At 69.9% G+C, this 24,522-nt stretch carries 17 protein-coding genes and 1 pseudogene; 11 read left to right on the top strand and 7 right to left on the bottom strand.

Features of this window, described 5'->3' with window-relative positions; translation table 11 throughout:
- Positions 1-2: 2 nt before the first annotated feature.
- Positions 3-4,061 (bottom strand): FxSxx-COOH system tetratricopeptide repeat protein, encoded by a 4,059-nt coding sequence (gene fxsT / locus ACWGDB_RS03225; RefSeq protein WP_453820840.1) that lies wholly within the window; start codon positions 4,059-4,061, stop codon positions 3-5.
- A gap of 167 nt (positions 4,062-4,228) precedes the next feature.
- On the opposite strand from fxsT (ACWGDB_RS03225), the gene ACWGDB_RS03220 reads away from it, so the two are divergent.
- The 4 genes from ACWGDB_RS03220 to fxsT (ACWGDB_RS03205) are packed head-to-tail and all read left to right on the top strand — an operon-like array spanning position 4,229 to position 10,972.
- Positions 4,229-4,975, top strand: coding sequence for a TIR domain-containing protein (locus ACWGDB_RS03220; protein WP_453820839.1), 747 nt, complete (start codon positions 4,229-4,231; stop codon positions 4,973-4,975).
- Between the two features lie 17 nt (positions 4,976-4,992).
- Positions 4,993-5,844: a macro domain-containing protein gene (locus tag ACWGDB_RS03215; protein ID WP_453820838.1), complete on the top strand. Its 852-nt coding sequence runs from the start codon at positions 4,993-4,995 to the stop codon at positions 5,842-5,844.
- 27 nt (positions 5,845-5,871) lie between these two features.
- Positions 5,872-7,140 (top strand): TIR-like protein FxsC, encoded by a 1,269-nt coding sequence (locus ACWGDB_RS03210; RefSeq protein WP_453820837.1) that lies wholly within the window; start codon positions 5,872-5,874, stop codon positions 7,138-7,140.
- A complete protein-coding gene (gene fxsT, locus ACWGDB_RS03205; RefSeq protein WP_453820836.1) occupies positions 7,124-10,972 on the top strand; it encodes an FxSxx-COOH system tetratricopeptide repeat protein in 3,849 nt (1,282 codons plus the stop codon). The genes ACWGDB_RS03210 and fxsT (ACWGDB_RS03205) overlap by 17 nt, the downstream gene beginning before the upstream one ends.
- A 48-nt stretch (positions 10,973-11,020) precedes the next feature.
- Here the strand turns inward: fxsT (ACWGDB_RS03205) and ACWGDB_RS03200 are convergent, their stop codons facing one another.
- The 4 genes from ACWGDB_RS03200 to ACWGDB_RS03185 are packed head-to-tail and all read right to left on the bottom strand — an operon-like array spanning position 11,021 to position 14,802.
- The gene (locus ACWGDB_RS03200) at positions 11,021-11,476 is read right to left on the bottom strand and encodes a MaoC family dehydratase (protein ID WP_453820835.1); all 456 of its coding nucleotides are present in this window, start codon (positions 11,474-11,476) and stop codon (positions 11,021-11,023) included.
- Positions 11,473-12,987, bottom strand: a complete 1,515-nt coding sequence (locus tag ACWGDB_RS03195; RefSeq protein ID WP_453820834.1) for an acyl-CoA synthetase — start codon at positions 12,985-12,987, stop codon at positions 11,473-11,475. Before ACWGDB_RS03195 ends, ACWGDB_RS03200 begins: the two co-directional genes overlap by 4 nt.
- Before the next feature lie 10 nt (positions 12,988-12,997).
- A complete protein-coding gene (locus tag ACWGDB_RS03190; RefSeq protein ID WP_453821071.1) occupies positions 12,998-13,873 on the bottom strand; it encodes an amidohydrolase family protein in 876 nt (291 codons plus the stop codon).
- A gap of 11 nt (positions 13,874-13,884) precedes the next feature.
- Positions 13,885-14,802 carry an SDR family NAD(P)-dependent oxidoreductase gene (locus ACWGDB_RS03185; protein WP_453820833.1) on the bottom strand — a complete coding sequence of 306 codons (918 nt, stop codon included), beginning with the start codon at positions 14,800-14,802 and terminating at the stop codon, positions 13,885-13,887.
- A 111-nt stretch (positions 14,803-14,913) separates the two neighbouring features.
- Between ACWGDB_RS03185 and ACWGDB_RS03180 the strand changes: the two genes are divergently transcribed.
- The 5 genes from ACWGDB_RS03180 to ACWGDB_RS03160 all read left to right on the top strand — a co-directional run bounded on the left by ACWGDB_RS03180 (position 14,914) and on the right by ACWGDB_RS03160 (position 20,475).
- Positions 14,914-15,453: a MarR family winged helix-turn-helix transcriptional regulator gene (locus ACWGDB_RS03180; RefSeq protein ID WP_453820832.1), complete on the top strand. Its 540-nt coding sequence runs from the start codon at positions 14,914-14,916 to the stop codon at positions 15,451-15,453.
- 36 nt (positions 15,454-15,489) lie between these two features.
- Complete coding sequence (locus tag ACWGDB_RS03175; RefSeq protein ID WP_453820831.1) at positions 15,490-16,278, top strand: IclR family transcriptional regulator; 789 nt, start codon at positions 15,490-15,492, stop codon at positions 16,276-16,278.
- 100 nt (positions 16,279-16,378) lie between these two features.
- The gene (locus tag ACWGDB_RS03170) at positions 16,379-17,572 is read left to right on the top strand and encodes a sensor histidine kinase (RefSeq protein ID WP_453820830.1); all 1,194 of its coding nucleotides are present in this window, start codon (positions 16,379-16,381) and stop codon (positions 17,570-17,572) included.
- Entirely contained in the window at positions 17,569-18,240 is a 672-nt protein-coding gene (locus ACWGDB_RS03165; protein WP_453820829.1) for a response regulator, read from the top strand. Before ACWGDB_RS03170 ends, ACWGDB_RS03165 begins: the two co-directional genes overlap by 4 nt.
- A gap of 129 nt (positions 18,241-18,369) precedes the next feature.
- The gene (locus ACWGDB_RS03160) at positions 18,370-20,475 is read left to right on the top strand and encodes an MMPL family transporter (RefSeq protein ID WP_453821070.1); all 2,106 of its coding nucleotides are present in this window, start codon (positions 18,370-18,372) and stop codon (positions 20,473-20,475) included.
- A gap of 70 nt (positions 20,476-20,545) precedes the next feature.
- On the opposite strand, the gene ACWGDB_RS03155 is transcribed toward ACWGDB_RS03160, so the two are convergent.
- A complete protein-coding gene (locus ACWGDB_RS03155) occupies positions 20,546-20,833 on the bottom strand; it encodes a DUF1905 domain-containing protein (protein WP_453820828.1) in 288 nt (95 codons plus the stop codon).
- Between the two features lie 187 nt (positions 20,834-21,020).
- Between ACWGDB_RS03155 and ACWGDB_RS03150 the strand changes: the two are divergent.
- Positions 21,021-21,178 (top strand): annotated as a pseudogene (locus ACWGDB_RS03150) (carbohydrate-binding protein); the annotation flags it as partial.
- Between the two features lie 196 nt (positions 21,179-21,374).
- Here ACWGDB_RS03150 and ACWGDB_RS03145 read toward each other — a convergent pair.
- Complete coding sequence (locus tag ACWGDB_RS03145; protein WP_453820827.1) at positions 21,375-22,262, bottom strand: AraC family transcriptional regulator; 888 nt, start codon at positions 22,260-22,262, stop codon at positions 21,375-21,377.
- Between the two features lie 177 nt (positions 22,263-22,439).
- Here ACWGDB_RS03145 and tkt point away from each other — a divergent pair, with 177 nt between their 5' ends.
- Entirely contained in the window at positions 22,440-24,515 is a 2,076-nt protein-coding gene (gene tkt / locus ACWGDB_RS03140; RefSeq protein ID WP_453820826.1) for a transketolase, read from the top strand.
- The last annotated feature ends 7 nt before the right edge of the window (positions 24,516-24,522 follow it).

Here is a 24,522-nt window from a genome sequence, read left to right as displayed (position 1 = left end):
GGTCACACGGCCGGCGGCTCCAGGTCCCGGTGGATGCGCTTGCCCTCGCGGACGCTCACCGTGTGCGGATGGTTCTCGCCGAGCAGCCGTACGAACTCGGTGTGGGTGCTCTCCTGGAGCTGGTCGGACTCGGGGATACGGCCCAGCGCGCGCAGGGTCACGCCCAGGTTGGCGCGCGAGACGATGGTGTCCGGGTGCTCGTGGCCGAGGGTGGGCTGGAAGCCGGCGACCGCCATCCGCTCCAGGTCCTCCGCCTGGCGCAGCTCGTTCAGCTCCGCCAGTACGTTGGCGAGGTTGACGGCACACGCGAGCGTGTACGGGTGACGTTCGCCGAGCGCCTCCCGCAGGGTGTCGAGGTTCTTCTCCAGCAGCGTGCGCGCCCTGTTCGCCTCGCCGGAACCACGCAGGAAGATCCCGAGGTTGTTGACGGCGGCGAGCGTCGCCGGATGCCGCTCGCCGGGCGCCGTGCGGTACTGCCGCACGATGTCCTGCGCCAGCGCCAGCGCCTCCTCGCGCGCCCCCGTGGCGTAGAGGTCGGTCGCGTAGTTCAGCGTGCAGTCCAGCACGTCGGGGGTGGACGCGGGGGTGTCCCGCAGCCGGTAGTTCTCGCGGGTCTGCTGGGTGAGCGCCCGTGCCTCGTCCACCCGGCCGGCCTTGCGCAGCGACACGGCGAGGCTCTTCGCATTGCGCAGGGTCTCCGGGTAGGTGTCGCCGAACAGCCGCTTGTACGACTCGTAGCTGCTGCTCAGCAGGGAGATGGACGGCTCGTACTCGCCCGTCTCGCGCAGGTCGCGGCCCAGGTTGGTGATGCTGATCAGCGTGTGCGGATGCGCGGCACCGAGGTCGTTGCGTCGCAGGTCGTAGATCTCCTGGTCGACGTCGCGGGCCTTGGCGTAGTGGCCGAGCAGTCTCAGGCAGACCGCGCGGTTGTTGTTGGCGCTGAGGGTGCGCGGGTGATCCTCGCCGAAGTTCTCCTTGAAGCCGTTGTAGGCCTCCTTCGCCAGCTCCAGGGCGTCCTCGAACCGGCCGATGCTGCCGAGGTCGGTGGCGAGACCGCTGGCCGTCATCAGGATGTGCGGATGGCCCGGCGTCAGCAGGGCGCGCTGCCGGGCGAGGGTGCCGGAGCCCAGCTCCTCCGCCTCCACGTACTTGCCCAGCGAGCGCAGCACGTTGGCGATGTGGAACCGCAGGTGCAGCAGCTGGGTCTGGAGTTCCGTCACGTACCGCCGCTCCTCGGCGAGGGTGCGCGGGGCCCGCGGGTCCCGTAAGCCGGCCGGCTGGGGCACGGGTGCCTGCTCGACCGGCTGCCGCTTTTCCAGGTCGGCGATCCGGCCCCGGCTGACCGTCAACTGGCGTTCCCACAGCTGCCGCAGGCCGTCGGCGAAGGAGAGCCCGGCGTTCAGGTCGCCGCGCTTCCACAGGTAGCGGACGCGGTCGATGAGCAGCTGCCGGGTCTTCGGCTCGTCGCAGGTACTGGCCTCGGAGGCCTCCAGGTGCGGCCAGATCGCGGCGAAGATGGGCTGGCTCTTCGGATCGTCGATCGGCTCCTCGCCCGACGGGCGGGCACCGGCCAGGATGCGGTGCACGACGTGCTGGGCGTCCTCCTGTTCCCGGGGCGTGAGCTGGGAGCGGATCACCGCCTGCACCAGCCGGTGCACCTGGATCGACTCGGTGGCCCGGTCCACCTTGGCGAGGGCGAACCGGCCTATCTCCCGGATCACCCGGCCGAGCACCATCCTCTCCTGGAGCGACGGGTCCAGCTCGGCCAGCACGCTCGTCATCTCGTCGCCGTACAACAGCTCCATCGAGATGGGTTCGGCGGCGAAGAAGGCGCACAGCTGGAGCAGGCGCACCGCGGCCGGGGATCGTTCCTTCAGGCGGTCGATGGAGACGTTCCAGGTGGCGCCGACCGGTTCGGGGTAGTTCGCGGGCTGGCTGAGCGACAACACCCGCTCCGCCTGGTGCTCCAGTTCGGTGAGGTAGGTGTCGACGGGCGTGCCCGTCTCGGCCAGCCAGGCACCGGCCTGATCGAGGGCGAGGGGCAGGTCGCCCACGGCGGCGGCGACCCGGTCGGCGTCCTCCGTGCTGAGATCGGCGGCCCGGCGCAGCAGGTGCTCGATGCTCTCCTCGCGCAGGAACGGGTCGATCTCCAGGGCCTCGCCGAACTGCAACCAGGTCTGGTTGCGTGAGGTGACCAGCACATGGCCGGCACCGCCGGGGAAGTGCTTGCTCACCTCCTGCGGCTCGTCGGCGTTGTCGAACACCAGCAGCCAGCGCATCGTCGAGGACGCCTGGCGCAGATGGTCGCAGACCTCCTGCGCGGCCTGCGCGGCGTCGTCGCCGACCCGCAGTCCCAGCCGGCGGGCGAGATCGGTGAGGGCCGACACCACGAGCTCTGTCTGCTCGGAGGGGATCCACCACACCAGGTCGTAGTCGGCGGCGAAGCGGTGCACGTACTCCAGCGCGATCTGCGTCTTGCCGACGCCGCCCAGGCCGTAGAGGGCGTACGGCGCCGGGGAGCCGCCCGAATTGCTGCTGCCGAGCCCGTCGCGGAGCCTCTCCAGCACTGCGCTGCGGCCGGTGAAGGAACTGTTGCGTGGCGAGATGTTCCGGGCCTCGGGCACCGTGCCCGGGAAGCGGGCATCCCCGAAGGCCGCCTCGTCGGTCAACTCGGCGGGCATGGTCGGCTTACCGAGCGCCCGCAGCAGCGCGGACGTGGCGTGCTTCTCACTCGTGCGCACCAGGTCGACCGAGACCCGTTCGCTGAACACGGGCGCCGGGCGCAGGTCGCCGACCCGGACTGCGACCACCTGACGGCGGCCCGAGCGGTCGCTGCCGGTGGCCGTGTCCCACACCCGGCGGGCCCGCGCGGAGCGCTGGAACGCCGGCGAGAGGACGAAGACGGTGCGGTCGGCGGGCTCCTCGGCGCCGTCGCCCTCGCAGCCGACATACCTGCGCGACACCTTGAACCCGGCCCTGGACAACCGGGAGGCGATCCAGTCGGCCCACAAACGGTCCTCGGACACATAGCTGAGGTGCACGTCCGCGGGGAGCGCGAGCCGGGGGCGGGTGAACTTCGCCGTGACGGCCTCGCGTACCTCCTCGGCCATGGGTGGCAGAGCGATGACGGTCTGATCGCTGATCACGCCGGCGAGCCGCTCGAAGGCGGCCAGCAGGGACGTTGCGTTGCCGGCCTCGTCGCCGAACGTGGCCAGCGTCTCCTCGTACGAGTAGTAGGGCCGGTAGGGAATCTCCACCGACCCCCAGTACCCGGTGAGTTCCTCCTCGGTCATGCCGGACGGGAATCCGTCGAACTTGGCGCGGGCCAGGGCGCGCCCGGCATCCGCCTTCTCCTTCTCACCCTCGTCGATACGCATGGGGACGGGCAGGATGCGGATACGGCGACTGCGGTACCGGTCGTGGATGTCGTGCGCGACCGCCGCGGCGCCGTCGATGCTCTGGCCGCTGAGGGTGAAACAGTCGACGAGTGTGTCGGGCAGGTGGGCGGTGCAGACGTCGGCGATGTCGGACAGACCGGTGCGGCTGTCGAGGAGGACGTAGTCGTAGTTCTGACGCATGTCCTCGCGCAGCGCGTCAAAGAAGAGGCCGCCGCCGAGGTCCTCGTAGAAGTGGTCCCAGTCGAACGTGCTCACGAGCGCCGAGTAGTCACGGTTCTGCCGTCCCGTGGACACCAGGTCAAGGGTGCCTGGCTCGGGAAACAGCCAGTCCAGGGAGACGGCGTGGCGCTGGATGCGGGCGTAGTCCAGATGCCAGTCCGGCGGCCGTTCGTCCGGGCTGTCGCCGACTACGTCGCCGGCGGTGGCCCAGACGAAGTCATTGAGCATGTCGATGACACCGGTTGTCGCGCCGACGGTGGCCGGATCGAGAAAGGGATGGAAGAACCGATGCAGACCAGGTGCTTCCAGGTCCCAGTCCACCGCCAGAACTCGCTTGCCGTTGGCGGCGAGGATCCACGCGACGTTGGCCAGCGCCATCGTGCGGCCCGTACCGCCCTTGTAGGAGTAGAACGTGACGATGCGTCCGCCACGGCCATCGGCCATCGCCGCTCCCCGCCATGCCGTATCGAACCCGTGCCGTCGCTGTGGGTTATTGCGCGCGCCGGATCGTCAAGAGTAGCCGCTGGGACGGCTGTTCGCCTCATTTCGGGAGCAGTTGACCCCCTCGGGGCTTATCCTCGCAGCGGGCCGCAGATCCCGGGGGACTGAGAATGAAGATCTTTCTGAGCTGGTCCGGACGTGCCTCTCACGAGTGCGCGAAACTGCTCTCCGATTGGCTGCGGTTCTTCAGCGACGACATCGACCCCTTCGTCTCCTCGGAGAGCATCAGGATGGGAGCTCGCGGGCTGGACGAGCTCAAGGTGCAGCTCGACGAGAGCTCCTTCGGTATCGCCTGCATCACCCGTTCCAACCTCGACGCCCCCTGGGTCACCTTCGAATCGGGAGCACTGTCGAAGGAGGTGAACGAGCGTGAGGGAAGAGTCGTACCGTTCCTGCTCGAGGGAAGCCACGACGATCTGGAGGCCGCGGGCAGCCCCTTGCGCCAGTTCCAGTCGGCCCGCGCTCACGACCCGGACGATGTGCTGCGGCTGATGCGGACCATCAACGAGGTCCTGTGCAAATCCGCGGGCCGCCAGCCCGACGAGGCCCTTCTCGTGAAGCGCTTCACGAAGGTGTGGCCCGAACTGCGCGAAGGCCTGGCCACAATCGACCTGGCGGCTGACAGCGACGGGCAAGCACCACTTCGTCGGTCACAGCAGGAGATCCTGGAGGATCTGGCCTCGCTGGTGAAGGAGCAGATCAGCCGCATCACCGACCTGGAACGGGCGGTGGACGCCCTCCGCAACGGGCATGGCACACAGTCGAGGAAGCTGACCAGGTTCGTGGGTGTCTACGACGAACCCGTCGGCTTGGTCGCTGCGGTGGACGAGACCGCGGGTGGGGACGAGGCGGGATGAGCCGGCTCAGCCACCGGTTGCGGATCCTGTTCGGCACCCGTCTCGGGGTGTCCACGGCCGGACGGGCTTGCGCCGTGCAATTCGGCGTTCTGTCGGGCGCGGCACAGTTGTATCTCACGTTCTGGCCGGACAGCTCCCTGCCCCGCGGCGTGACGTTCCTCTCCCTCGCGGGCGTGGCGCTGGCCGGGGGCATCCTGCGGGCCTGGCCCAGGAGCAGCGTCAGCCACGAGTTCGTCCATCCGGGATTCCGCGTGACCGTGACGATCGGCGACCTGTTCGACCAGCCCTGCCATCTGGTCATCGGTTTCAACGACGTGTTCGACACCGACACCGCCGACGATGTGGTGATCGCACGGCGCAGCGTGCAGGGCCAGTTCCTGCAGCGGGTCTACGCCGGGGAGATCGAGAGGCTGGACCGCGAACTCGCGGTCGCACTGGCGGGGAAGCAGCCCGTCGAAGTGGAACAACGGACGATCAAGCGAGCGGGCAAGCTGTCACGCTACCCCGTCGGCACGGTGGTCGTCCTCGGCTCCCCCACCCAACGCTTTTTCCTCAGCGCCTACGGCATCATGCGCAACGATCTGACGGTCACTTCGGGAGCGGACCAAATCTGGCAGAGTCTGGGCGAGTTGTGGGGGGCGGTACATGTGCACGCCCGGCGCGAGACGGTGGCCATGCCGGTGATCGGATCGGACCTGGCCCGCATCGACAGTCTCGACCGCGCCGGTCTGATCAATCTGATCCTGCTGTCCTTCGTCACCAGGTCACGGCAGTCGGTGGTCTGCAAAGAGCTGACGATCGTTGTCCGTCCGGAGGAGTATGAGCGCATCGACATGCTGGAGCTGGCCGCGTTTCTGCGGGCGCTCTGACCACCGGACCCGTTGGGAGGGCTTCGGGTGCAACGGGACCAGGCGGATTCGAACGGGCCTTATTTCTTCCTGAGTTACGCACACACGCCAAGCCTCGACGACAGCTCTGATCCGGACATGTGGGTTCACCGGCTGTTCCGCGACCTGAGTGAGGACGTCATGGCGATGACGGCCGCTCCGGCAAACGTGCCCATCGGATTCATGGACCGTGAGATGAGGACCGGTCAGGTCTGGAGCCACCGGCTGTCCGAGGCACTCGCCACCTGCCGGGTGTTCGTCCCGCTGTACTCGCCGCGCTACTTCGTGAGCGACATGTGCGGCCGTGAGTGGTCGGCCTTCTCCCGGCGTCAGAGACACCACCACGCGTCGTCGCCTCCAGCCCCTGCGGCCATCGTCCCGGCGCTCTGGACACCAGTGCCGCGCCGGCAGCTTCCCCAGACAGCACAGAACCTGCACTACGACCACGATCAATTCGGCCGGGAGTACGCCACCCTCGGCCTGTACGGCCTGATGAAGCTGCGGTCGTTCCGGCAGCACTACGAGAAGACCACCTATCTGTTGGCCCGAACGATCGTGGCAGCCGCCCAGCAGAGTCCACCTCCCGTCGGGCCGCCCCTGGACTTCGCACAGTTGCCCAGCGCCTTCGAACAACGCATCAGCACCGTCTCACGGCGGATTCGCATCGTCGTGGCGGCGCCGAGCCGTCGAGAGCTGCCGCCGGGGCGCTCCGACCGGTGCTACGGCGCCTCAGCCCTCGACTGGAATCCCTATGGCGAGAGCGGCACGGACCACCGGCCACTCGCCGAAATCACCGCGAGCGTCGCAGAGCGGCTCGACTTCCGCCCCACGGTCGAGTCGCTCGACGAGGCGGCCGGCGCTCTGCTCACCGAGCGGGCATCGGTCAGTCCGACGCTGATGCTGCTCGACAAATGGGTTCTGGCCGACCCGGAAAGGCGGGCGCTGCTGACCCGCATCGACAATGCGGCTCTGCCGTGGCTCGGGGTAGTCGTGCCATGGGACCCGTCCGATGCTGACGCCGAATCCGGGCCCGAATTGCAGACGGCGCTGGAGCAGTCTCTCCCCCGAACCCACCAGCGCGTCCGGAGTGTCTCGCGGGTGGCCGTGACCGGGGTTCCCTCGCTGGAAGCGTTCGCCGCCCTCCTTCCTCACATGGTGCAGTGGGTCGCCACGCAGTTCCTCCGATTCACCGCGAGCCATCCGCCCCCGGGATCCGGAACCCCTCGGTTCCGGTTGGGAGGACCCGGAAAGGAGGCATCCGATGACCGCCACCCCTGACGGGCAGATCGTCACGTTCTACTCTCAGAACGGCGGTACCGGCCGGACCATGGCACTGGCCAATGTGGCATGGATCCTCGCTTCCAACGGCTATCGCGTGCTCGCCTCGGACTGGGACGTCGAGGCACCCGGGCTGCATCGCTACTTTCACCCCTTCCTCGACGCAGCGGCCTCCGGCGCAACGACGGGCGTGCTGAATCTCCTCACGGACTACGTGGTTGACCGGCGCCCCGACGTCGAGCCGGAAGCGGACGTGATACATCGCCATGCCCGGGTGCTCCCGCATTCGGTCTCGGTGGATTGGACCTTCCCCGGCCGGGGCGCCCTCGACTACATGCCCGCGGGGCGGCGGGACGCCGAATACCTGCGACATCTGATGGGCTTCGACTGCGGATACTTCACGGAGTTCCTCGGCGGCGTGCGGTTTCTGGAAGCGTTGCGCCACGACATGAGAAGCCGCTACGACTACACCCTCATCGACAGCAGGTGCGGGGTGAGCGATCTGGTCGCCCTGTGCACCATGGATCTGCCGGACGTTGTGGTGAACTGCTTCGCGCTCAATTCGCAGAGCATCGCGGGAGCGGCGGGCGTGGCACGAACCATCCGGCGGGAAGCACAAACGCGCCAGGTGCGCGTGCTGCCCGTCGCCACACGTGTCGTCGAGGGGCAGGACACACGCCTGACCGCCGCGCGGGAACTCGTCCGCGTCTCCTTCCCCGATCAGCCGCCCGGCAACTGGACCGGCCTGGAGATCCCGCACCGGCAGGACTACGCCTACGAGGAAATTCTCGCGGTGTTCGGGGACCCGCCCGGCGACCCCGACAGCCTGCTGACGGCCTTTGAAAGGCTGACGGACCTGGTCACCGAGGGGCGCGTGAGAGACTTGCCACCCCTCGACGACGATCTGCGTAGACGTCATCTCACCTCGTACGTAAGGCCTCTGTCACCCATCGCCACGCCCCTGAGACTCTGGCACGTTCCGGAGGACCGGATGTGGGCCGAGTGGGTCCGCTGGGTGCTCACTCGCGCGGGCTTCCGGGTGCTCGCCCCCGATGCCGGTACCGAGCCGGCGCCCTCCGGCACGACTCCGCGCACCGTGGCCCTGCTGTCCTCGTCCTTTCTGCGCTCGACGCGGTCCCGCGCCCTGTGGGAGCGCCTCGACCCCCGTCGCGTGGGTTCACCCGGGCAGCTGATCCCGTTCCGCGTAGAGCCGATCACGCTCACGCCGCCGTTCAACGACCACAGCCCCGTCGACCTGACGGCCCTCGACGAGTCGCGCACCGCAGAGACCGTCCTGCGCGGCGTCGGGCTCTCCGGCAAGGCGACCGTACGTTCACTGGAGTCAGCCCGGCCCCGGTTTCCCGGCCGTGTTCCGGTCGTATGGCAGGCCCCACCACGCAATCCGTTCTTCGTGGGGCGCGACAGGCAACTGGACCGGTTGCACGCCCTCCTCGAGGTCGGCCGTCGCCGGGCCGTGATCCTTCCCGTCCAGGATCTCGGCGCATGCGGGCGCACCCAGCTCGCCGCCGAGTACGCCCATCGTTTTCAGGCGGCGTACGACCTGGTGTGGTGGGTTCGCGCGCAGAGCCGGGAGTCGACGTTGCTGTCCCTGGCGCGGCTGGCCGACCGTCTTGGGCTGCGTCCTCGCGACAGCGTGCACGAAGCCGCTCGTTGGACCCTGGAGGAGTTGGGCTCGGGCAAACCGTATGACCGATGGCTGCTGGTCTACGACAGCGCAGGCGCCCCGCAGAGTGTCGACGGTCTGCTGCCTTCCGGCGCTCAGGGCCATGTCCTGGTCACCTCCCGCGATCGTCGCTGGATCGGGACTACGGATTCCGTGGAAGTCGAAGCCTTCGCCAGGGAACACAGCGTCGAGCTACTACGCCGACGCGTGCCGGCACTTTCCCCCGATGCCGCCGACCGGATCGCGATGGCCGTGGAGGACATGCCTCTTGCAGTGGCACAGGCGGCAGCGTGGCTGGCGCAGCTCCCACAAACGGAGCACTACCTGGGGCAACTCGCCGAGCAGCGGAACGAGTCGCCGTCGACACAGCCGGTCGATCCCATCGCAGCCACTACCCGGCTGGCCCTCGCCACACTGCGCGAGCGTTCCCCTTCGGCCTTGCGACTCCTCGTGCTGTGCTCTCATCTCGCCCCGTTGCCCGTTCCGTTGGCATCGTTGCACACCGACACAGCGCTGCATCTCCTGCGCTCCCACGACCCCGGCGTGGACGAGAGGGTGCTGCCGGAAAGGGCCGTCCGGGAAGTCAGCCGGCTCGGTCTGGCCGAAGTCGACCACGCCGGACGCATGCTGAAGGTGCACCGAAAGGTGCAGGCACTGGTACTGGCCGCGCTGCCCGAGGCCGGAAGCGCAGGCGTCCGCCATGACGCACACCGGTTGCTCGGCGCCGCCGGATCACGTCGCGAGAGGGCCGCCCCCGAAACCGGCGACGAGGTGTCCGAGGATTTGTGGCCGCACTTCGATCACGCACGTGCCGAGGAGTGCTCCGACGATGACATCCGGGACGTGCTGATCGAACGGCTGCGTCACACTGTACGACTTGGCATGCCGGAGCGAGCATTGGAGCTCGCCCGTCGCCTCGACCAGCGCTGGAGTCGGGGCAACCGAGGCGCCGAGCAGCACGTGCTGCGACTGCGCACCCATCAGGCGGCGGCGCTGCGAACCCTGGGTGCGTACGCGGAGGCGGCCGATCTGGACGCAGACACCCTCAGCCGGCAACGCGAGCTGCTACCCCCGCGCCATACGCACACCCTGATGACCGCCGCAGGTCTGGCGGAGGACCTGCGGGCCCTGGGCCGCTTCACCAAGGCTCTGCAACTTGCCCGTGAGGTGTCAGCCGGATTCCACGAGTCGTTCGGTGACGAGCACCCGCAGGCGCTGTCCGCGTCCGAGGCGGTGGCCAGATCGTTGTGCCTGGTGGGTGAGTACGCGGCCGCCCGGGAGCTGAGTCTGGCCGCTGTACAGCGCAGACGCGAAGTGCTGGGTAACGGCCATCCGTCGGCCCTCGTTTCCGTGTTGGGCCTCGGCCGCGACCTGCGCGAGGCGGGCGACTACGCCGGTTCCGTGGCCGTACTACAGCCGGCTTTCAAGGTGTTGCGCGGGCGAAGCACGCGCGGTTTGCTGCGTGCGACCGTCAGCCTGTCGGTTTCGCTGCGCCGCATGGGCCGGCTGAAGGAGGCCGAGGCGCACGCATTCGCGGCCGACCGGGGGTACGACTCCGGGTGGGACAGGGACGATCCCGATCGGCTGGCCTGCGGGCTCAATCTGGCGGTCGTGGCGGCCGATGTCGGTGACCTGGCGGCCGCACGCACCGCCATCAGCCTTCTCCAGCACCGTTTCATCCGGCTCCTCGGCCCCGAGCACCCGGACGTCGCCGTCTGCGATCACAACCTCGCGATATGCCTCCGCTCGACCGGCGAGGCCAACGAGGCGCTGACGACGGCCATTCGGACGGTGCAGGCTCTCGGCACATGCCTCGGCGACACTCATCCCTACACCCTCTGCGCCCGACTCACCCTCGCCAACGTGCTCGGAGACCTCGAGCAGTTGGACAAGGCCGAGGAGGTATCACGCTCCTGTGCCGCGGATCTGCGCCGCTGCCTGGGCAACAGTCACCCCGACAGCCTGATCGCCGGCGTCGGTCTTGCGGTTACGCTGCGCTCGCTCGGCCGCATACCGGAGGCCACTGAGCTGCGAGACACGGCGGCGTCCCACTTCGTCCGCCGGCTCGGGGCCGGCCACCCCTGGACGAAGGCAGCACGGACGTGGCAGCGCATCGACCGTGACCTCGAACCGCTGTTGCCTGCGTAGACCAGGACAGCGTCCAAGCCGCGGGAAAGCATGGATTCCCGTTACGGTTCAGGCGTAGAACCGCGACAGGCTCCGCAGGACGGCTGCGGGCTTCTCGCCACCCTCGATCTCCACGGTGCCGTCGACGGTGATCTGCACCCCGCCCGGTACTTCCTCGACCTCGGCCAGCTTCCCGACCAGCCGGATGCGGGAGCCGACCTTCACCGGAGACGGGAAACGCACCTTGTTCAGCCCGTAGTTGACCTTCGTCGTCACCCCCCGGACGTCCAACAGCTCGGTGAACAAAGGGATGAAGAGGGAGAGCGTCAGATATCCGTGTGCGATGGGCGCGCCGAAGGGCCCCTGCGCCGCCCTCTCCGGGTCGACGTGAATCCACTGATGGTCGCCCGTGGCGTCGGCGAAGGTGTTGATGCGGTCCTGGGATATCTCGATCCACTCGCCGGTGCCGAGGTCGCTGCCGGCCAGCTTCTTCAGTTCGTCGAGGCCGTTCACGGTGATGGTCATGCGGTTCCTTCACTCTTGCCGTACCGGGTACGGACACGGGATTTGAGGAGCTTTCCGGAGGCGGTTCGCGGGAGTCCGGGCGCGAGGACCACCGACTTCGGGATCTTGTACTTGGCGAGCCGGCCGGTCAGGGAGGCCAGCACCTCGTCGGGGTCGACGGTGGCGCCCTCGCGGGGCACGACGACCGCGCGCGGCACCTCGCCCCACTTGTCGTCCGGCACCCCGATCACCGCGCACTCGACGATGTCGGGGTGGGCGAGGAGGAGGTCCTCGATCTCCGCGGGGTAGATGTTCTCGCCGCCGGAGATGATCAGGTCCTTGATCCGGTCGACGATGAAGACATAACCGTCCTCGTCGACGCGGGCGGCGTCCCCGCTGCGGAACCAGCCGTCCGCGAAGGACGCGGCCGTCTCCTCGGGCAACCCCCAGTAGCCGGGCATGACATGGGGGCCGCGGACCACGACCTCGCCGGTCTCGCCGACGTCGACGGGCGCGAGGTCCGGCCCTACGACGCGTACGTCGCTGAAGAAGTGCGGTACGCCCGCCGAACCGGCCTTGGTGACCGCGTGTTCGGCGTCCAGGAACAGGGTTCCGGGCGCGGCCTCGGTCATGCCGTAGCCCTGCAGGAAGGTCAGGCCGCGTTCCTGGTACGCGGCGATGAGCGGGGTCGGTACGGGGGAGCCGCCGCATGTCAGGATGCGCAGGGACGACAGGTCCGCTGCGGGCCAGCGCGGATGCCTGGCCACCTGGTCGAACATGGTCGGCACGCCGAACATGAAGGTGATCCGGTGCCGTTCGATCAGGTCGAAGGTGGCGTCCGGGTCGAAGGCATCGACCAGGACGCAGGTGCCGCCCTTGAGGAGCACGGGCAGGGTCAGCATGTTCAGGCCCGCCGTGTGGAACAACGGGGCGCAGACCAGGGCGCGTTCGTCGGCGATCAGGTCGGTGTCGACGAGGACGTTGAGCGCGTTCCACGTGATGTTGCCGTGGGTGAGCATCGCGCCTTTGGGGCGGCCGGTGGTCCCCGAGGTGTACATGATGATGCAGGTGTCGTCGGGGGTGACGGGGGCGTCGATCGGTTCCTCGGACGCCGATGCCAGCGCCGCCTCGTACTCCGGGCCCAGTTCCACGTAGGTACGGACGTCGGTGCTGCCGGGGAGGCCTGCGACCAGACCGGTGTGTGACGGGCCGTAGACCAGGGCTTTGGCGCCGGAGTCGGCGAGTTGGTACGCGATCTCGGGGCCCGCCAGACGGGTGTTGAGGGGGACGAAGACCGCGCCCAGCGTGCCCGCCGCGAACAGGGTCTCCAGGTAGGAGGGGTGGTTCGGGCCGAGGTAGGCGATGCGGTCGCCGCGGTGGATGCCGCGGTCGCGCAGCGCGTGGGCGAGGCGGGTCGTGCGGGTGTGCAGGGTGCGGTAGTCCGTGGACGTCCCGCCGTGGATCAGGGCGGTGCGGTGCGGGGTCTTGCGGGCCCGGCGTGCGGGCCATGACCCCAGTCCCTCGTTGCGCATGTCACGCCCCTTACGGTTTCGTCAGCCCGAGCAGCCGGGCGGCGTTCTCCTTGAGGATCCTCGGCTTGACCTCGTCCTTGATCGACAGCTTCGCGAAGTCGGCGAGCCAGCGGTCGGGAGTGAGGACGGGGAAGTCGGAGCCGAAGAGCACCTTGTCCTTGAGCAGGGTGTTCGCGTACTGCACCAGCTGCGGCGGGAAGTACTTCGGCGACCAGCCGGACAGGTCGATGTGCACGCCCGGCTTGTGCGTGGCGACGGCGAGGGCCTCGTCCTGCCAGGGGAAGGACGGGTGGGCAAGGATGATCTTCAGGTGGGGGAAGTCGGCCGCCACGTCGTCCACGTGGAGGGGGTTGGAGTATTTGAGGCGGATGCCGCCGCCTCCCGGGACTCCCGCGCCGATGCCCGTCTGGCCCGTGTGGAACAGGGCTGTCGTCCCTGTCTCCTCGATCACCTCGTAGAGGCCGTACGCCACCGAGCGGTCGTTGGGGAAGAAACCCTGGATGCTGGGGTGGAACTTGAAGCCCTTCACCCCGTACTCCTCGACCAGGCGGCGGGCCTGCTTGACGCCCGCCTTGCCGCGGAAGGGGTCGATGGAGGCGAAGGGGATGAGGACGTCGGCGTTGGCGGCGGCCGCCTCGGCGACCTCCTCGTTCGGGACCGGTGCCGTGCCGGTCGCGGACTCGGCGTCCACCGTGAAGATCACTGCGGCCATCCTCCGCTCGCGGTAGTAGGCGGCCGTCTCCTCCAGAGTCGGCTTCCGCTTGCCCTCGGCCTTGAAGTAGGCCGAGGAGGCGTCGTGCAGGTCGTCGGCCAGGGAGGAGTGGCCCTTGGAGGAGACCTCCGCGTGGGTGTGGACGTCGATCGCGACCAGCTCGTCGAGGTTCATGGAGGGGGTCATCACGCCTCCGGGAACTTGGGCGCCGGAATGCCGACCGACTGGAGCTCGGCGCCGACCGAGGAGGACCAGACGTCGGCCAGGGTGTCGGGAGTCCAGCCGCCGTCCGCGAACGCCGCCGCGATCTCCTGCGGATGCGACCAGAGTGCCACCTTGTCCCCGCCGATGCCGATGGCTTGACCCGTGATGCCGCGGGCGGCCTCGGAGGCGAGGAACGGGACGAGGGCGGCACAGTCCTCGGGGCTGCCGAAGCCCTCGCCCTTGCGCAGGAAGCCTGGCAGCGGCTCGCCGTTCTTCATCGCCTCCACATACGGGGCGAACGCGGGGATCGTCTCCGTCATGGCGGTCGCGGCGACCGGCACGATCGCGTTGACGGTGATGTGCGCGCGGCCCAGCTCCATCGACCAGGTACGGGCCATGGCGGCGACGCCGGCCTTGGCGGCGGCGTAGTTCGTCTGCCCGAAGTTGCCGCGCTGCCCGGCCGGGGAGCCGACCAGGATCAGGGTGCCGCCCTCGCCCTGCTCGCGCATGCGGACGGCGGCGGCGCGGGCGCAGGTGAAGGTGCCCTTGAGGTGGGTGGTGAGCACCGCGTCGAAGTCGTCGTCGGTCATCTTCCACAGGACCTTGTCGCGCAGGATGCCCGCGTTGGTCACCAGGACGTCGAGCCGCCCGAACTCCTCGACCGCGCGGCCGACCAGCCGCTCGGCGGCCTCGGTCGTGCCGACCGGGACGACCTCGGCGACGGCGGTGCCGCCCGCTTCGGCGATGGACTTCACGGCCGCCTCGGCTACGGCCTCGTCGACGTCGTTGACGACCACGGAGGCGCCGTGGGCGGCCAGGGCGTGGGCGTAGGCCAGGCCCAGGCCCCGGCCGCTGCCGGTGACGACGGCGGCCTTGCCGGTGAGATCGATGCTGGGCACGGGAGGGTCCCTTCGGGTGGGGTGCGACTTCGATGTCGAAGGCGGTGCGAGATCGAAGGTAGGAACAATAGTTGTCGACGTCAATAGTTGTTGGTGACCCGTCCTTGCGTCATGCTGGGGGCAGCACGTACGCACGCCCCCTCACCCGGGGCCTCGACCAGGGAGCCCGCCATCGCCAGCCGGCCGACCAAGAACCCCGCACCGATCGACGCCGACGAGCCGTGGATGCGCGGACTGCACGCCGACACGGGCTATCTGCTGTACCGCCTCGGTCTGCGCTCCGGTCAGCTCTTCAACGCCTCCCTCCAGGAGTCGGGCCTGCGCCTGCGCCACTACGCGGTCCTGCGATTCCTCGCCACCACGCCGGGGGCGCTGCAGCGCGAGCTGAGCTCGTCGCTCGGCTACGACCCGAGCGCGATCGTCGGCCTGGTCGACGACCTGGAGAAGCTGGGCTTCGCCGAGCGGCGCCCTTCCCCCGACGACCGGCGCAGCCGGATCATCGTGCTGACCGAGGGCGGCCGGGCCTTCCTGCGCGACACCGACGAGGCCGGACAGCGCGTCACCGACGAGTTGCTCCAGCCCCTCGACCTCGCCGAGCGCGCGCAGTTGCACGCGTTGCTGCAGAGGGTCACCGAGTCCGGCCTGGGGTGACGGATTCGATGGGGTGATGGGTTGATGGGGGTGCCGATGTCCGCCGACGCCGAGCCGACCGCGCCGGCCAAAGGGACGCGTTCCGCACCCGACCGCCTGCTGTCCGTGCTCGGGGCCTTCGACCTCGAGCATCCGGCGCTGTGTCTGACGGACATCAGCCGGCGGGCCGGGCTGAGCCTGACCACCGCGCACCGGCTCGTGACCGCGCTCGGCGAGTGGGGCGCCCTGGAGCGGGACGAGTCCGGCCTCTACCACGTCGGCCTGCGGCTGTGGGAGCTCGCGGCACTCGCGCCGCGCGGGCCGGCGCTGCGGCAGATCGCGTTGCCCTACCTGGAGGACCTGTACGAAGCGACGCACGAGAACGTGCAGTTGGCGGTCCAGGACGGGCCCGAGGTCGTCTACATCGAGTGGCTGTCGGGACGCTCCGCGGTCGGCGTCCACATCCGCGTCGGGGCCCGCTGGCCGCTGCACGCCACCGGGGTCGGCCTCGCGCTGCTCGCGCACAGCGACCCGGAGTTCCAGGACCAGTACCTCGCCGGGCCGCTCACCTCCTTCACGCCGTACACCGTCACCGACCCCGCCCGTCTGCGCCGCATGCTGGCCGACGTGCGCCGTACCGGGGCGGCCGTGAGCAGCCGCCAGGTCACCGACGACGCCCTGTCGGTCGCCGCTCCGATCCGCGGCCCGGGCGGCTCGATCGCCGCCGCCGTGTCCGTGGTCGTACCGCAGGCCGACGCACAGGTTCCGGTACTGGTGCCGGCGGTACGGCTGGCGGCGCGAGGGATCTCGCGGGCGTTGGGGTGGCAGCCCGAGACGGGAGCGTAGGGGGGCGTGCGGCGCGGCGGCGGATATCCCTCTCGCCGGTGAGGACGAGGCGTGAGGGCGCTCGCGATACTGGAAGGGCCCTTGCCCCGAGGAGCCGCCTGTGTCCGCTCGTTCCTGGATCTCTCCCCTGGCCGAACGTCTGCGCACGACCAACCCGTATGTCGTCGACTCGGCGCTCGCCACGCTGGTGCTGTTCGCCGTCTCGCTGCAGTGGATCTTCCCCGGCGAGAGCGACCACCGGCTGACCTGGCAGGGCTGGCTGATCGGCGCTGCCACGGCGGTGCCGTTGGTGTGGCGGCGGCGGGCGCCGTTCGTGACCGCGTGTGTCGTCTCGGTGGCCACACCGGCGCAGGCCGTCCATCACGCGCCGCCGCCGGACGTGATGTACGGCGGCATGGTCGTCCTCTACACGACGGCCGCCCTGGCCAGGCCCTGGCAGCGTCGGCTGATGCTGGCGGGCTGGCTGATCGGGGTCTCGGTCACCATCCTGCACAAGGCGGACCCCCAGCCGTTCGAGTATGCGTTCCAGCTGCTCAGCGTGGTCTGCGCGTATGGTTTCGGCGTGCTCGCGCGGGTGCAGCGTGCCTACACCGCCGAGCTGGAGGACCGGGCTCGGCGCCTGGATCGGGAGCGCGCCGCCGACACCGCGCGGGCCATCGCGCAGGAGCGTTCCCGGATCGCCCGGGACATGCACGACGTCCTCGCCCACGCGGTGAGCCTGATGGTGGTGCAGGCCGAGGCCGGGCCGGTCGTCGTGCGCAGCGATCCGGCGCGTGCGGAGGCCGCGTTCGACGCGATCGCCGGCGCCGGGCGGGACGCGATGGCGCAGCTGCGCAGAATCCTCGGCGTGCTCAAGGAGCCGCAGGGCAACGGTGGTCCGTGGCGGTTGCCGCAGCCGGGCGTGGCCGAGCTGCCGGGCCTGGCCGGCCAGGTCGGCGAGTCCACCGGTCTGCGCGTGCAGCTGCGCACGTCCGGTGTGCCCCGCCCGCTGCCCACGGACACCGAGGTCGCTGCCTTCCGCGTGGTCCAGGAGGCCCTCACCAACACGGTCAAGCACGCGCAGGCCACCTCCGCCACCGTCGAACTCGACTGGGCGGAGGACGAATTGACCTTGACGATCGCTGACGACGGACGCGGGCCGACGGACGGGCACGGCGGGCACGGTCTGATCGGCATCCGGGAGCGGGCCGCCGCCTGCGGGGGCAGCGCACAGGCCGGGGGCGGGCCCGACGGCGGCTTCCGGGTGGTCGTACGACTACCCGCCGCCGTCGACCGGGAGGCGGCCCTGGGATGAGCATCCGGGTGGTCGTCGCCGACGACCAGGAACTGGTCCGCGCCGGGTTCAGCATGATCCTTGAGGCCCAGCCGGACATCGAGGTGGTCGCGGAGGCCGGGGACGGCGCCGAGGCGGTCGCCGCGGTGCAGCGGCACACGCCCGACGTGCTGCTGCTCGACATCCGGATGCCGGTCATGGACGGCCTGGACGCGGCCCGGCGGGTGTGTGGGCAGTCGAGCTGCAAGGTGGTCATGCTGACCACGTTCGACCTGGACGAGTACGTGTACGAGGCCCTGTCCGCGGGTGCCAGTGGCTTCCTGCTGAAGGACGTGCGGCGCGACGACCTCGTGCACGCGGTACGGGTCGTCGCCGCCGGGGACTCGCTGCTCGCGCCGACCGTGACCAGGCGACTGGTCGCGGACATCGTGCGGCGGCGGCGTGCGGAGGCCGTCGCGGAGAACACCCCGCGGCGTCTGGACGACGTCCTGACGGGGCGTGAGGTGGAGACCCTGCGGCTGCTGGCCCGCGGGCTGTCCAACGCGGAGATCGCCACGGCCCTGTTCGTCAGCGAGCACACCGTGAAGACCCATGTCAGCAATGTGCTGAGCAAGCTGGGTCTCAGGGACCGGGTGCAGGCGGTGATCTGCGCCTACGAGACGGGCCTCGTCACTCCCGGATCCCCCTAGCGAGGGAGTCGGGGCCGCCTCTCCCCCGTACGACGGAGGTCCGCAAACCGCTCGCTCCGGCGATCCGCCCACCACCCGCCCGGCACGAGTCTGGGAGCGATGGCAACCGACTTCCTGCCGGGAGGGACCGTGCTCTCCACGCTCGCCCGGGCGGCGACCCGCCGTCCGCTCACCGTCATCGCTCTCTGGGCGCTCTTCCTGCTGCTCGGCTTCGGCCTCGGGACGGGCGTCTTCAGCCGGCTCTCGGACAACGTCGCCGACATCCCGGGCACCGAGTCGGAGGCCGCCACCGAGTACCTCGACCGTGCCGATCCCACCGGCGAGTCGATCACCGCCGTCGTCGAGGGCGCCGCCGTGTCCGACCCCGCGCTGCGGGCCCAGGTCGAGCGAGCCGTCGCCGACGTGCGGTCCCTCGCCGGGGTGGCCGCCGTACCCGATCCGTACGCCACCCGCGGCCTGACCGCCGAGGACGGGCGGGCCCTGATCATCCCCGTCACCCTCGAAGGCGGTCTCGACGACGACGCGGAGGAAGCGGCCGTCGACGCGGCGGCCGACCGGATCAGGCAGATCGACGCACCCGAAGTCCATGTCAGCGGCGGCCCACTGCTGGGCACTCAGATCGGCGAACGGGCCCAGGAGGACGTCCGGAACGCGGAGTTGATCTCGCTGCCCGTCGTGCTCGCCCTGCTGCTGGTGGTGTTCGGCGGGCTGCGCTCGGCCGTGCTGCCCCTGGTGATCGCGGTCAGCGGGATCGCGGGGGCGTTCCTGGCGCTGTTCCTCTTCAGCGAGGTCACCGACATCTCGGTGTACGCGATCCAGGTGACCACGATGCTGGGGCTGGGGCTCGCCGTGGACTACGCCCTGCTGATGCTGGTCCGCTTCCGCGAGGAGCGGCGCACCACCGAGGACGTGGTGGAGGCCGTGCACCGCACGGTCGCCGCGGCGGGCCGCACCGTGCTCTTCTCCGGGCTCACGGTCGCGGTCAGCCTGACCGGGCTGCTGGTGTTCCCGAGCGTCTTCCTGCGCAGCATGGGCCTGGCCGTGGCCGCGGTGGTGGTCGTCGACATGCTGGCCGCGCTCACGCTGCTGCCGGCGCTGCTCGCCAGGTTCGGGGGGAAGATCGCCCCGGCCAAGGAGCGGCCGGACGGCGAGGAGGGCCGGATCTTCGCGCGCCTGGCCCGCTTCTCGGCCCGTCGCCGCGTCGCCGTGGTGGCCACGCTCGTCCCGGTCCTGCTGCTCCTGGCGCTGCCCGCCACCGGCATGTCGATCAACCTCGGCGACGCCAGACAGCTGCCGTCGAGCACCGAGGCACGGCAGTTGTACGACACCGTGGACGCGCGCTTCCCGCCGGGCACCGGTGTCTCGCCGATCACCGTCGTGCTGAAACCGGGCACGGACGCCACGACGGCCGACCGCATCCGGGCCCTGTCCCCGACGGCCCGGTCCGGTGAACTGCCGGGCGGCGCAACGGTCGTCCGCATCCAGCCGCCGGGCAGTGTCGACGGCAAGGAGGCCACCGACCTGGTCGAGCGGATACGGGAGGTGCGCGCCGACGAGCCGGTCGAGGTCACCGGCCCGGCCGCCCGCCTGGTCGACTTCCGGGAGATGCTCGCCGAACGGGCACCCTGGGCGGCGGTCACGGTCCTGGCCGGCATCTTCGCCCTGCTCTTCGCCTTCACGGGCTCGCTGCTGCTCCCCCTGCGCACGATCCTCACCACCCTGCTCAGTCTCGGCGCCGCGCTGGGTGTGGTGGTGTGGGTCTTCCAGGACGGCCACCTCGCCGGTCTCCTGGGCAGCGAGGGGCTCGGCGCGCTGAGCCTGACGGCACCGCCCCTGATCGTGGCGATCGCCTTCGGACTCGCCATGGACTACGAGCTGTTCATCCTGGCCCGGATGCGCGAGGCGCGGCAGCTGACCGGCGACGACCAGGAAGCCGTGGTCACCGGACTGCGCCGCTCCGGCCGCGTGGTCACCTGCGCGGCCCTGCTCCTCGCGGTGGTCTTCGGCGCCTTCATGACGGGCGGCTTCGCGCCGATCCTGCAGATCGGTCTCGGGCTCACGCTGGCGGTACTGATCGACGCGACGATCGTACGGATGCTGCTGGTCCCGGCCACGATGGCGCTGCTCGGGCGGCGGGCGTGGTGGGCGCCGAAGGCGCTGCGACGGGCGCACGAACGGTTCGGCCTGCAGGAGCAGCCGCCGACGCCCGAGCCGTCCGTGCCGACGAACGCCTGAGTCCCCCAACAGCAACAGCACCGGCACCGGCACTTCAGGAGTGCCGGTGCCGGGGTCTGCCGGACCGGCCCTACAGGCGGACGGTCATCTCCACGCTCACCTCGTCACCTGCCCCGATCCCCTGCGGCTTGCGTACCGCGTTCTTGAGCGGCAGCAGATAGCCGCCGTCCTTGGGGAAGAGGGACGTCTCGAAGACGACCTCGCCGATCCGTGCCTCGACCGGGATGACGCCCCAGCCGTAGGTGGCCATCGCGGCCACCTCGCGGATGTCGGCGGATTCCTCGTCCGGCACCCTGAGGAAGTAGTACGGCGCCGGGCCGCGCCATTCGATCACCGGGCCGGTGAAGGCGAGTTCCATGCGTTCAGGGCCTCTTCTCTCTGCAGCACGACGCTCCGGCACATTCACGCATTCGTAGGGTGAACTTACCTGTGGCGCAAGGGATTTCTCCGCTTCACCTCTGTTCCCGGGCCTGCCCGGGCACCACCTGCCAGGCGGGCGCTGTACCGCGGCGTCAACTTCGGCTCCACGGCGGCCACTCAGTTCGGGGAGTTTCGCGGTGGGCAACACGGGCGGCCGGCAGTCCTGGCGGACGATCCCGGCGAACATCAGCGGGTCACCGGCACGCACGACGTCCACCTCACCTTCACCAGCGGCCAGCCGTCGGACTTCGTCAACGTGAACTGGTTCAACTTCGGCCGCTGAAGGGTTACTTGACAAGGCCGGCCGAGTCGAGTGGTGACGTTGCCCCGCGAGAGATCACAAGCCCCGGCCGGCTCTCGCGGGGACGTCACCACTACCCCCAGGGGCGCGGGGAACTGCGCGACCAGCCACAACGGCGCCGCAGACACCCGACAACCCGGAGAGCGCCACTACCCCCTTCGCGCTGCCCAGCGGAGCGTCACAGCTCGGCCCGAAACGCCGCCGGCGTCATCTCCGTGTGCTGATGGAAGAACTTGGAGAAGTTCGCGGCGTCCGGAAAGCCGACCGCCGCGCCGACCCGCCCGATCGGCATCTCCGTATGGGCAAGGAGCCGCTTCGCCTCCAGGATCACGCGCTTGTCGATGAAGCCCTTGGGCGTCTCCCCGGTGGCGGCGCGGACCGCACGGACGAGGGTACGGCGCGAGTAGCCGAGCTGGTCGGCATAGCCGCTGACGCTGTGGTTGGTGGCGAAACCCCGCTCCACCGCGTCCCGGAACAGCGTGAACGTCGTGTCGGCCTGTCGGCGCGCGGCCTCCGCCGAGCTCGCGGCGAGGTGGGCCAGGCGCAGGAGGAATGCCGTGAGGGAGTGCCGCAGGACTGACGTATGCAGGCTCAGAGGGAGGGTCGTCGTGTCCTCGTACTCGCGCCGGAGTTGGGCGAGGGACGAGCGCAGGGCGGTGAGCTGCGCGTCGTCGGGGTGGAGCAGGGGCGGGAGGTCGTAGCGGTAGAGGCCGGTGGCCTCGACGGTGGCGCGGGGCAGGAAGCCCGGCTGCATGGTCAGGACGGTGCCCCGGTGGTCGCCGCTCCCGGAGAAGCGGTGGACCTGGCCGGGGCGGATCCACAACAGGTCGCCGGCTCCGGCCTCGTACTCGGCGAAGTCGATCATGTGGTGCACGGGACCCTCGTCGAAGAGCATCACGACGTGGAAGTCGATGCGATGCACGCGCTCCAGCGGCGCGTCGGCGGCGTGCCAGGTGCGGCCGGCGCCCATCGGGCCGACCTGCATGCCGACGCCGAGGACGCTCAGATCGACCGGGAACGGAAACGTCCGTATCGCCTGGCCGCCTTGGACCCTTGTGTCCACCATGTCCGTCTCGTGCCGTCTCAGTCGTGCGAGGGGCGCGCTCAGCCGTGCGCGGCGCTCGTCGCGGTGTCCCACTTTCACCACAGCCTGACACACCTCGACCTTCCCTCGTAAAAGTCAGACTTTTACTTTTGAACGCGTTGGACCAGCCACTTCGCTCTGATCGAGGACTTTTTGAAGATGAGCACGCAGACACCGGACAGCTTCGAATGGACCGAACTCGACCGGCGTGCCGTCGACACCGCCCGCCTTTTGGCGGCGGATGCCGTGCAGCGAGTCGGTAACGGTCACCCGGGCACCGCCATGAGCCTCGCCCCGGCCGCGTACACGATCTTTCAGAAGGTGATGCGTCACGACCCCGCCGACCCCGAGTGGACCGGCCGGGACCGTTTCGTCCTCTCCCCCGGACACACCTCGCTGACCCTCTACACCCAGCTGTTCCTGGCCGGCTACGAGCTGGAGCTCGACGACCTCAAGTCCTTCCGGACCCAGGGTTCGAAGACGCCGGGTCACCCCGAGTACGGGCACACGGCGGGCGTGGAGACGACGACCGGCCCGCTCGGTCAGGGAGCCGCCAACGCGGTCGGCATGGCGATGGCCGCCCGCTACGAGCGCGGCCTGTTCGACCCGGAGGCACCCGAGGGCGAGTCCCCGTTCGACCACACGATCTGGGCGATCGTCTCCGACGGCGACCTGGAGGAGGGCGTCTCCGCCGAGGCCTCCTCCCTCGCCGGCCACCAGAGGCTCGGCAACCTGGTCTTCCTCTACGACGACAACCACATCTCCATCGAGGGCGACACAGCGACCGCCTTCTCCGAGGACGTGCTGAAGCGGTACGAGGCGTACGGCTGGCACGTGCAGCGGATCGAGCCCGCGCTGGGCGGCGACATCGACGTCCACGCGCTGTACGGGGCGCTCAGGGCGGCGCAGGCCGAGACCGAGCGCCCCTCGATCATCGCGATGCGGACGATCATCGCCTGGCCCGCCCCGAACGCGCAGAACACCGAGGCCTCCCACGGCTCCGCCCTCGGCGCCGACGAGATCGCCGCCACCAAGCGCATCCTCGGCTTCGACCCCGAGCAGACCTTCGAGGTCCCGGCCGAGGTCCTCGCCCACGCCCGCCGTGCCCTCGACCGGGGCGCCGAGGCGCACGCGGCCTGGGACAAGCAGCTCGGCACCTGGCGGGCAGCCAACACCGAGCGCGCCCAGCTGTTCGACCGGATCGTCGCCGGCCAGCTGCCCGAGGGCTGGGAATCATCGATCCCGGTCTTCGAGGAGGGCACGTCGGTCGCCACCCGCGCCGCCTCCGGCAAGGTGCTCCAGGCCCTCGGCACGGTCGTCCCCGAGCTGTGGGGAGGCTCGGCCGACCTGGCCGGTTCCAACAACACCACCATCGACAAGGCGAGTTCGTTCCTGCCGAAGGGCAACCCGCTGCCCGAGGCCGACCCCTACGGCCGTACGGTCCACTTCGGCATCCGTGAGTTCTCGATGGCCGCTCAGATGAACGGCATCGCACTGCACGGCAACACCCGTATCTACGGCGGCACCTTCCTGGTGTTCTCGGACTACATGCGCAACGCCGTCCGTATGTCGGCCCTGATGCAGCTGCCGGTGACCTACGTCTGGACGCATGACTCGATCGGCCTCGGCGAGGACGGCCCCACCCACCAGCCGGTCGAGCACCTGGCCTCGCTGCGCGCGATCCCGGGCCTGAACATCGTCCGCCCCGCCGACGCCAACGAGACCGCCATCGCCTGGGCCGAGATCCTCGAGCGGCACTCCACCAACCCGGCCCCGCACGGGCTCGCGCTCACCCGCCAGGGCGTGCCGACGTACGCACCCAACCCCGATGCGGCGAAGGGTGGTTACGTCCTGCGGGAGTCCTCCACCGAGGTGCCCGAGGTGATCCTCATCGCCACCGGCTCCGAGGTCCGGCTCGCCGTCGCCGCGCGGGAGCGGTTGGAGGCCGACGGGATCGGTACCCGGGTCGTCTCGATGCCGTCCGTGGAGTGGTTCGAGGAGCAGCCCCGTGAGTACCGCGAGAGCGTCCTGCCGCCGGCCGTGAAGGCGCGGGTCGCCGTCGAGGCCGGGATCGGGCTGACCTGGTACCGGTTCGTGGGCGACGCGGGACGCATCGTCTCCCTGGAGCACTTCGGTGCCTCCGCCGACGCGAAGACCCTGTTCGCCGAGTACGGCTTCACCCCCGAGAACGTCGCCGCAGCCGCGCGCGAATCCCTTGCCGCCGCCCGCGGTTGATCCGAAC

The sequence above is a fragment of the Streptomyces sp. NPDC055013 genome (assembly GCF_053608645.1).
This window is presented reverse-complemented; position numbering and strand designations above follow the sequence as displayed.

Excerpts from the sequence above, each read along its gene's own strand:
- fxsT (WP_453820840.1), bottom strand. The coding sequence starts at position 4,061 with ATGGCCGATGGCCGTGGCGGACGCATCGTCACGTTCTACTCCTACAAG.
- ACWGDB_RS03220 (WP_453820839.1), top strand. The coding sequence starts at position 4,229 with ATGAAGATCTTTCTGAGCTGGTCCGGACGTGCCTCTCACGAGTGCGCG.
- fxsT (WP_453820836.1), top strand. The coding sequence starts at position 7,124 with ATGACCGCCACCCCTGACGGGCAGATCGTCACGTTCTACTCTCAGAAC.
- ACWGDB_RS03200 (WP_453820835.1), bottom strand. The coding sequence starts at position 11,476 with ATGACCATCACCGTGAACGGCCTCGACGAACTGAAGAAGCTGGCCGGC.
- ACWGDB_RS03195 (WP_453820834.1), bottom strand. The coding sequence starts at position 12,987 with ATGCGCAACGAGGGACTGGGGTCATGGCCCGCACGCCGGGCCCGCAAG.
- ACWGDB_RS03190 (WP_453821071.1), bottom strand. The coding sequence starts at position 13,873 with ATGAACCTCGACGAGCTGGTCGCGATCGACGTCCACACCCACGCGGAG.
- ACWGDB_RS03180 (WP_453820832.1), top strand. The coding sequence starts at position 14,914 with ATGCTGGGGGCAGCACGTACGCACGCCCCCTCACCCGGGGCCTCGACC.
- ACWGDB_RS03175 (WP_453820831.1), top strand. The coding sequence starts at position 15,490 with ATGTCCGCCGACGCCGAGCCGACCGCGCCGGCCAAAGGGACGCGTTCC.
- ACWGDB_RS03165 (WP_453820829.1), top strand. The coding sequence starts at position 17,569 with ATGAGCATCCGGGTGGTCGTCGCCGACGACCAGGAACTGGTCCGCGCC.
- ACWGDB_RS03155 (WP_453820828.1), bottom strand. The coding sequence starts at position 20,833 with ATGGAACTCGCCTTCACCGGCCCGGTGATCGAATGGCGCGGCCCGGCG.
- ACWGDB_RS03145 (WP_453820827.1), bottom strand. The coding sequence starts at position 22,262 with ATGGTGGACACAAGGGTCCAAGGCGGCCAGGCGATACGGACGTTTCCG.
- tkt (WP_453820826.1), top strand. The coding sequence starts at position 22,440 with ATGAGCACGCAGACACCGGACAGCTTCGAATGGACCGAACTCGACCGG.